Annotated in this window: 7 protein-coding genes; 2 read left to right on the top strand and 5 right to left on the bottom strand. The window is 64.8% G+C overall.

Annotated features, from left to right (window positions below):
* Both ACY693_RS11550 and hrcA read right to left on the bottom strand, forming a co-directional pair.
* On the bottom strand, positions 1-569 hold a 569-nt coding region (locus tag ACY693_RS11550; protein WP_462321972.1), incomplete at its 3' end, for a nucleotide exchange factor GrpE.
* A 94-nt stretch (positions 570-663) separates the two neighbouring features.
* Positions 664-1,725 carry a heat-inducible transcriptional repressor HrcA gene (gene hrcA / locus ACY693_RS11545; protein WP_462321971.1) on the bottom strand — a complete coding sequence of 354 codons (1,062 nt, stop codon included), beginning with the start codon at positions 1,723-1,725 and terminating at the stop codon, positions 664-666.
* A gap of 247 nt (positions 1,726-1,972) precedes the next feature.
* Between hrcA and ACY693_RS11540 the strand changes: the two genes are divergently transcribed.
* A complete protein-coding gene (locus ACY693_RS11540; RefSeq protein WP_462321970.1) occupies positions 1,973-2,854 on the top strand; it encodes an NAD(+) kinase in 882 nt (293 codons plus the stop codon).
* The gene (gene recN, locus ACY693_RS11535) at positions 2,848-4,515 is read left to right on the top strand and encodes a DNA repair protein RecN (protein ID WP_462321969.1); all 1,668 of its coding nucleotides are present in this window, start codon (positions 2,848-2,850) and stop codon (positions 4,513-4,515) included. The genes ACY693_RS11540 and recN overlap by 7 nt, the downstream gene beginning before the upstream one ends.
* On the opposite strand, the gene bioD is transcribed toward recN, so the two are convergent.
* The 3 genes from bioD to ACY693_RS11520 all read right to left on the bottom strand — a co-directional run bounded on the left by bioD (position 4,512) and on the right by ACY693_RS11520 (position 7,259).
* Positions 4,512-5,267 carry a dethiobiotin synthase gene (gene bioD, locus ACY693_RS11530; RefSeq protein WP_462321968.1) on the bottom strand — a complete coding sequence of 252 codons (756 nt, stop codon included), beginning with the start codon at positions 5,265-5,267 and terminating at the stop codon, positions 4,512-4,514. The two genes, recN and bioD, sit on opposite strands and share 4 nt — an antisense overlap.
* Positions 5,268-5,379: 112 nt before the next feature.
* Entirely contained in the window at positions 5,380-6,279 is a 900-nt protein-coding gene (bioC, locus tag ACY693_RS11525) for a malonyl-ACP O-methyltransferase BioC (RefSeq protein ID WP_462321967.1), read from the bottom strand.
* Positions 6,276-7,259: an alpha/beta fold hydrolase gene (locus tag ACY693_RS11520; RefSeq protein WP_462321966.1), complete on the bottom strand. Its 984-nt coding sequence runs from the start codon at positions 7,257-7,259 to the stop codon at positions 6,276-6,278. The genes bioC and ACY693_RS11520 overlap by 4 nt, the downstream gene beginning before the upstream one ends.
* Positions 7,260-7,448 lie beyond the last annotated feature (189 nt).

Genomic DNA, 7,448 nt, shown 5'->3' with positions numbered 1-7,448 from the left:
ACACCAAACTTGGCCATCACATCGCGGAGCAACTTCAGCGTTAGCTCCGTCCCCTCGCGCAGCTTGGCAAGATCTGCGTCTTCTGCAGCCGCAGCGGCCTGGCCAAGCTCGAGGCTGTCGCGCACCTGCAGCAGTTCCTTGACGAAGCCTTCAAGCGCGAACTTATGGGCGTTCTCGAGTTCCTTCGCCTGACGTCGCGACATGTTCTCCATCTCCGCCCGGACGCGCAGGATCTGATTGTGGGCATCGTCGGCCCGCGCACGCGCGTCCTCGAGCAGCATCGTCAGCTGAGCTGGGTCGGGGTCGGGGTCGGACTCGGGCTCGGACTCAGGGCCGGCCTCCGGAGCGGGCTCAAACGACTGCTCAGCATCTGCTGGCGGATCGCTGGCCTGAGCCCCCGCCGCTTCGAGGTGCTCCGAGCGCTCACCGTCTTCGCCAAGAGCCTCTGCGGATGGCTCGCCGCTGGCCTGGGTGTCGACACTGGCCTGAGTGTCAACCCCGGCAACGGACTCCGGCCCTTCCTGGTGCGCCGATGTAGCGGGCTGCTGCGCTTCTTGCTCCTTTGTCATCTCATACCTCTCCCCGGGCCATTGTGAGTACAGCGCCTAACCGGCAATCCGCACCTCTGGCCTCTGCCGTGAATCATTGATGAGTTGTCGCGGGTCAACGTCCACGCAAGGCTGCCGCGAGCAGCTTTGCCGTGACGTCAACCACCGGAATGACCTGCTGGTAGTTCATGCGCGTCGGCCCAATAACGCCGAGCACGCCCAAGACCTGATCTTCGACGCGGTAGGTGGCCGTCACCACGCTACAGTCGTCGAGCAATTCGTAGCCAGACTCTTCGCCGATGAAGATCTGGACCCCTTCCGCCGCGATACAACGATCAAGCAGGTCGAGGATCTGGCGTTTTTCGGTGAAGGCGTCAAACAACGCCTTGAGCCTCTCTAGACTCGAGAGCTCAGTAAACTCCATCAGATTGGTCTGGCCGGCAATCATCACGTCATCCTTGTGCTCAGCGGCCTCGATGACGCGCTGCGCCATCATCACCGCGCGCATCATCAGCTCGTCCATGTGCGCGTGCGTGCGCTTGAGATCGGCCATCAGCTGTTGCCGGACCCTATGCATCTCACGGCCGTTGAACATCTGCGTCAAGTAGTTTGATGCCTGCTCCAGCTGCGAGGCCGACAACGGCTGCTCGGTCTCGAGGATGCGGTTGTGCACCTCGCCGTCGCCAGTGACCAAGATCGCCAACACCCGACGGCCAGAGAGCTGCACGAACTCAATCTGGCGAAACACCTCACGCTCATGCCGCGGCACCATCACGAGCCCGGCCAAATGGGTAACGCCAGAGAGCGCACGAGACGCCGTCTGAATCAGGTTGACGGTATCGGTGGTATGCGCAAACTGCTCGCGCAGCACCGAGACATCGGTCTCCGTGAGCGGCGCCACCTTTAGCAGGCTATCGATAAACAACCGATAACCTGACGCCGTTGGCACCCGGCCTGCCGAGGTATGCGGCGACGACACCAGTCCGAGGTCCTCGAGGTCCGACATGACATTGCGCACCGTGGCCGGACTCAGATCCAGGCCCGTATCACGCGCCAGCGTGCGCGAGCCCACCGGCTGCCCATCACGGATATGGCGCTCGACGAGCACCTTGAGGAAGTGCAGCGCTCGCTCGCTAACTTGGCCCTCAGCAAAACGGCCGCTGGCTCGAGAGTCCATTGGTACGCGAATGTCACTCACTTGAGGCTGAACAAGACCCACCGGATCTCGGACAAGAATTTAGGTTGTTAGCACTCTCATCAAAGGAGTGCTAACGGTTGCAATCTATGATGCTAGGCCAGTGATGTCAAGGCTCTCTGCATTGGCCTCGGCGATGCGTGGTGCTACTCTTGGCGGCGCTGCGCTCAGCAACGCCTAACACCGCCTTCCGCTCTTGTTCTCGCCTGCTCAGGGTCGCTTGCCACCAATGGCCTGGTTTCAGAACGTCGGCATCATCGCCAAACAGCATGTCGATGCGCGCGTTGCCGCAACGGTGACGCGCGCCGTCCGTCAGCTCGGCGCTCAGGGTGTGCAGACGCATTTTGAAGAGCAGACGGCAGCCCTGCTAGAGCGCTCTGATGGTGTGAGTATCCACACCCTCGGCGAGCGCTGCGACCTGGTGCTCGTGGTCGGTGGTGACGGCACCTTTCTCCATGCCGCGCGCATGCTCGCGGAGTACGACGTCGCCTTGGTCGGCATTAACCTCGGCCGTCTCGGCTTTCTGGTCGATATCCTGCCGGATGAGATCGAGCCACGGCTGGAGCAGATCCTCAGCGGCGCCTATGATGCCGACACGCGCATCCTACTGGACGCCCGCATCGGCGGCCAGGAGACGCCGGAGCGCGCGCTCAATGATGTGGTGGTGCACAAATGGAACTCGGTGCGCATGATCGAGTTCGAGACCTATATCGATGGCCAGTTTGTCAACGCCCAGCGCTCTGATGGACTGATCGTCGCGACCCCAACCGGCTCGACCGCCTATGCCCTCTCTGGTGGCGGTCCGCTGCTGAACCCAAGGCTCGATGCCCTCTTGTTGGTCCCGATCTGCCCGCACACCCTGAGCAATCGGCCGCTGGTGGTGCCGGGTGGCAGCCGCATCGAGATTCGCATCTGCGACCTGGAGCCAGAGCAGGTACGCCTGACCTGTGACGGCCAGGTCGATCTCCCGCTTGAGGACGCTGGAGTGATCCAGATCGAGCGCAGCCGCCGCCGCGTGCGCCTGCTGCACCCCCGTGACCATGACCATTACCGCATCCTGCGCGCTAAGCTCGGCTGGGGCGGACATACGCATTCCGATACGCCGTGCTGACCGAGATTACCGTCCAAGACCTGGTCATCGTCAGTCGTCTCGAGCTCGAGCTGGCATCAGGGATGACCGCCCTCACCGGGGAGACCGGAGCGGGCAAGTCGATCCTGATCGATGCCCTTGGGCTGGTCCTGGGCGACAAGGCCGACGCGAGCCTGATCCGTGGCGACTGCGAGCGCGCTGAGATCAGCGCCGGCTTCGATGTCGCCAACAATCCACCGGCCCAAAGCTGGCTAGCAGAGCAAGCGCTCAACGACGGCGACGATTGTCTGATCCGCCGCGTGCTGGTGCGCCAAGGCCGGGCGCGCGCCTTCATCAATGGCCGCGCTGCCAGCAGTGCACAGCTGCGCGAGCTCGGCGAGCTGCTCGTGGATATCCACGGCCAGCACGCTCATCAATCGCTGCTGCGCACGGTGGCCCAGCGCACTCTGCTCGATGCCTACGCTGATCATCAATCGCTCACCGCGCAGGTGGCCGAGCGTTATCGCCGCTACCGGGAGCTCGATCAGCGCTGGAAGACGCTCAACGAGGCCCGCACTGAGCGCCAAGAGCGCCTCGAACTGCTGCGTTTTCAGCTCGAGGAGCTCGATGCGCTGGCGCTCGGCGAGCAGGAGCTGGAGCAGCTCGACGCTGAGCAGCGCCGGCTAGCGAACCAAGGCCAGTTGCAGGCGACCACGGCCACGCTGGTCGAGCGCCTTTACGAGGGCGAGCAGTCCCTGCGCGATGGGCTCGGCCAGGCCAGTGCAGAGCTTGCCAGCCTGAGCGGAATCGATCCTCGCTTAGACGAGACCCGCGAGCTGATCGACGGGGCCACGGTGCAGCTGGAAGAGGCCGCCGCTAACCTGCGGCACTATCTGGACGGCCTGGAGATGGACCCTAGCCGGCTGGGTGTCGTCGAGCAGCGTATCGGCCAGATCCATGATCTGGCGCGCAAGTATCGCGTGGCCCCGGAGCGGTTGATCGACTTCACGGCTGAGCGCCATGCCGAACTCGAACGCCTGGAGCAGGCCGACCAATCCCTGGATACGCTCGCGGCCGAGCGCACGCAAGCGCGCGAGCGCTTGCTCGAATGCGCCGAAGCGCTCAGCGCCTCACGCCTTGAAGCGGCCATCAGGCTCAGTGAGACCGTGAGCTCGGCGATGCAGGAGCTGGGCATGGCGGGTGGCCAGTTCCGGGTCGAGGTCACCAAGGGCGGCGCTGACGCGATCGGCAGCCAAGGGCTCGATAGCATCGCCTTCTTGGTCAGCGCCAATCCCGGCCAGCCGCTGCAGCCGCTGGCCAAGGTCGCTTCCGGTGGTGAGCTCTCGCGCATCAGCCTGGCCATTCAGGTCGCCACGGCTGAGTTGGGCGGCATCCCGACGCTGGTCTTCGACGAGGTGGATGTCGGCATCGGCGGCGGTATCGCCGAGATCGTCGGCCGCCTGCTACGCCGGCTCGGCGAGCGTCGACAGGTGCTCTGCGTGACCCATCTGGCCCAGGTCGCAGCGCAGGCACACCAGCATCTGCGGGTGAAGAAGTACGCCAAGGACGCGCAGACCTTTACCGAGATCAGCCCGCTCGATGCCGAGCAGCGTATCGACGAGGTCGCACGCATGCTCGGTGGCACCGAGATCACGACCACCACGCGCGCGCATGCCGCCGAGATGCTGGATGGCCGGCGCTAAGGTGCTGTGCCGATGATGGCACAGCGGTCCAGGTCCAACAGCTCAGCGATGTGCTGCGGTGACGGGACGCTTAGCCAGGGGATGACCCCCAGGCAGGGGGCCGTTAACCGCTCACGCAGTGTGGCCAGATTCGCATCGGCAGCCAGCATCGCTGGATCGACCTGGCTTGCGATCCAGCCGACCAAGTGCTGCCCGGAGGCCCGGATCGCCTCGGCTGTCAGTAACGCGTGATTCAGGCAGCCGAGACGCAGACCAACGACGAGGATCACTGGCAGCTCCAACGCCTTGGGGAGATCGCTAAGCATCAGCTCAGGAGCCAGCGGCACCGACCAGCCACCCGCGCCTTCGACCACTAACCAATCGGCTTGGGCGGCGAGGCTCTGATACGCGGTCTGGATTGGCGCGAGCCTGATCTCGACTCCGGCCTGCGCAGCGGCGATGTGCGGTGCGATCGGTGACTCGAAGGCGTATGGATTCATCGTCGAGTAGTCGCTGGACACTGAGCTTTGTGCCTGGATGCGCAGCGCATCCTCGTTGCGCAGCCCAGCGGCTGTGACCGCGCAGCCGGCTGCAACCGGTTTCATCCCGAGCACGCGATGGCCGCGCCGCTGCAGCGCCGCCATCAGCCCGAGCGTGACCTCGGTCTTGCCAACCTCGGTATCGGTGCCGGTCACGAACAGCCCCTGCCCTGAGGTCCGCCGCGAGCCCTGGCTCCAATCGGATAGGGGGCGATGAATAGGCTGTTGAGTCATCATGTTGATCTCATCGCACGGCTTGCATCGATCGCAAGGCTCCCATTTCCTGGTGCGGGCAACGAGCTGACTAAGCTCGAACAGCCTAACTTGGCGCGGCTGCTCTTCGCGCTCATCGCGACACCCGCCGCGGGATTGCCGAGAGCGGAATGGCGACTCCGTCGGCGGTCTGTTGCTGGGCTGGTGTCTTGATCCCAGCGGGCATCCAGGCCTGGCCATAGACCACCTCCCAGGTCGAGGGCAGCCGGCCGTCTTGTCGCTCGCGCTCATAGGCCAGCTCCATCGCCGTTAGGCGCTGGCGCCCGGTCATCGCCCGCGGACGATCCTGCAGGGCGTTGCGGCCACCAATCGCCTTGAGATCGCGCATCAGGCCATGGACGTTTTCGTAGGTCATGGTGATGCGCTCGGCGTCCATCACCGGATCAGCGAAGCCAGCGCGCATCAGGGCATCGCCGATGTCGTGCATGTCGAGGAATGGGCTGACATGGGCATGGCCGGCACCGCCAGCGTCGGCGTCGGCACTCGCCCAGGCACGACGCAGCTCGATCAGGGTATCAGGGCCGAAGGTGGTGAACATCAGCAGCCCCTCGGGACGCAGCACCCGGCGCAGCTCGGCAAAGGCGCGCGGCAGATCGCCGGCCCATTGCAGGCTGGCATTGGAGATGACCAGATCGACCGATGCATCGCCCAGTGGTAAGGCTTCGAGATCAGCACAGAGCGGCCAGGGTCGGTTGAGCCAGGTGCCGCGACGGCGGGCGCGCTGCAGCATCGACTCGGCGATGTCGAGGGCGATGCTCTTTGCTTTGCGCCAGCGCTTGGCGAGCAGGTCGATGCCCTGGCCAGTGCCGCAGCCGAGGTCGAGGATGGTCTGGGGCTTGAGGCGCACATAATCGAGCCGCTCGAGCATGCGGTTGCCGATCTCGCGCTGCAGCACGGCGGCGGCATCGTAGCTGGCTGCAGCGCGCTCGAAGGCGCGGCGAGCGGCGCGTTTGTCGATTGGACTCATGCTCATGCTGAAGCCCCTAGAAGAAAGTCGGAGATGGCCTTTGCAGCCTGCTCACCATGCGAGAGCAGCGGCGCGTGGGCAGCACCCGGGATGCTGCGACATTGGGCGCTGGGCATCAGTAGCTCAATACGCTCGGCGACAGCGGCGGGTACTAGGGTATCGCGCTCGCCGAACAGCCAGAGCGCGGGTTGCTGGATGTCGGCGAGGCGTGGGCGGAGATCCTCTTCGCGCAGGAGATCTAACCCGATCTGCAGGGCCTCCGGCCGAGGTTGCGGGCGCTCGGCGATGCCAGCCCGCAGGTGTCTGAGGGTCTCGCGAGCGCCTTCACTGCCGCGGACTTGGAGCGAGAGGAAGCGCTCCAGGGTTGCGGTTGGATCATCGATCAGCGAGCTGTGGAAGCCATCGAAGATGGTCGCTGGCATGGCGGCTTGCCAATCAGCGGATTGGACGAAGCGAGGGTTGGCGGTGACGAGGATCAGTGCGCTGATACGGCTCGTTTTCCGGCTGCTTCTTGCCTGAGCGCGGCTCGATGTCGGAGCGCCCGATGTAGACAGGCTGTTGTTGCGTGACTGGCCTTGATCTGATGAGCGGCTACGGCTAGGGGCTGGTGCCTGGCTCGACCGTGCGCTGGCCCTTGCTGAGAAGCGGTTGTTTGGCGCGTCGTCTAGCGGCGCATGCTGTCCCGGACCAAGCGGCCGACTCGGCGTGCGACTGTGGATAGCGGCTTGTAGGGCGACCAGGGCGCCGAGCGACCAGCCGAGCCAGATGGCCTGGTCGGGGGCTTGGGCGAGCACGGCGTCGGCCCAGTCTGGGAGGCAGTCTGGGAGGTCGCGCCAGCTCGGCTCGAAGGGCGCATGGCCGTGGCCGGGGAGCTCGATGGGGTGGAGATCGAAGCGTTCGGTCAGCGTTCTCGGGAGGGCGTCCCAGACGCCGTTGTTCATGCCCCAGCCGTGGAGGAGGACGAGATTGGGTCGGTTACTGTGCATCGTCGATGGTGACTTGGGTGCGTGTGGGGTGCTTGTGGGCTGCCTGTGGGTTGCTGGCTCGAGCAATCAGAGCGTCCTGTTAGGGTCTCTTGAGGGCTGAATGGCCTGGGTGCGATTGCCTAATCGGAGGTTTGTGCCGGCGCCGGGTAGCGGCCGCCGGGGGACGCCGTGAATCCGTCCTTGGAGGCT

This window comes from Halochromatium sp., assembly GCF_054919635.1.
The sequence above is the reverse complement of the archived record's forward strand: the minus strand, read 5'-3'. Positions and strand labels throughout refer to the sequence as shown.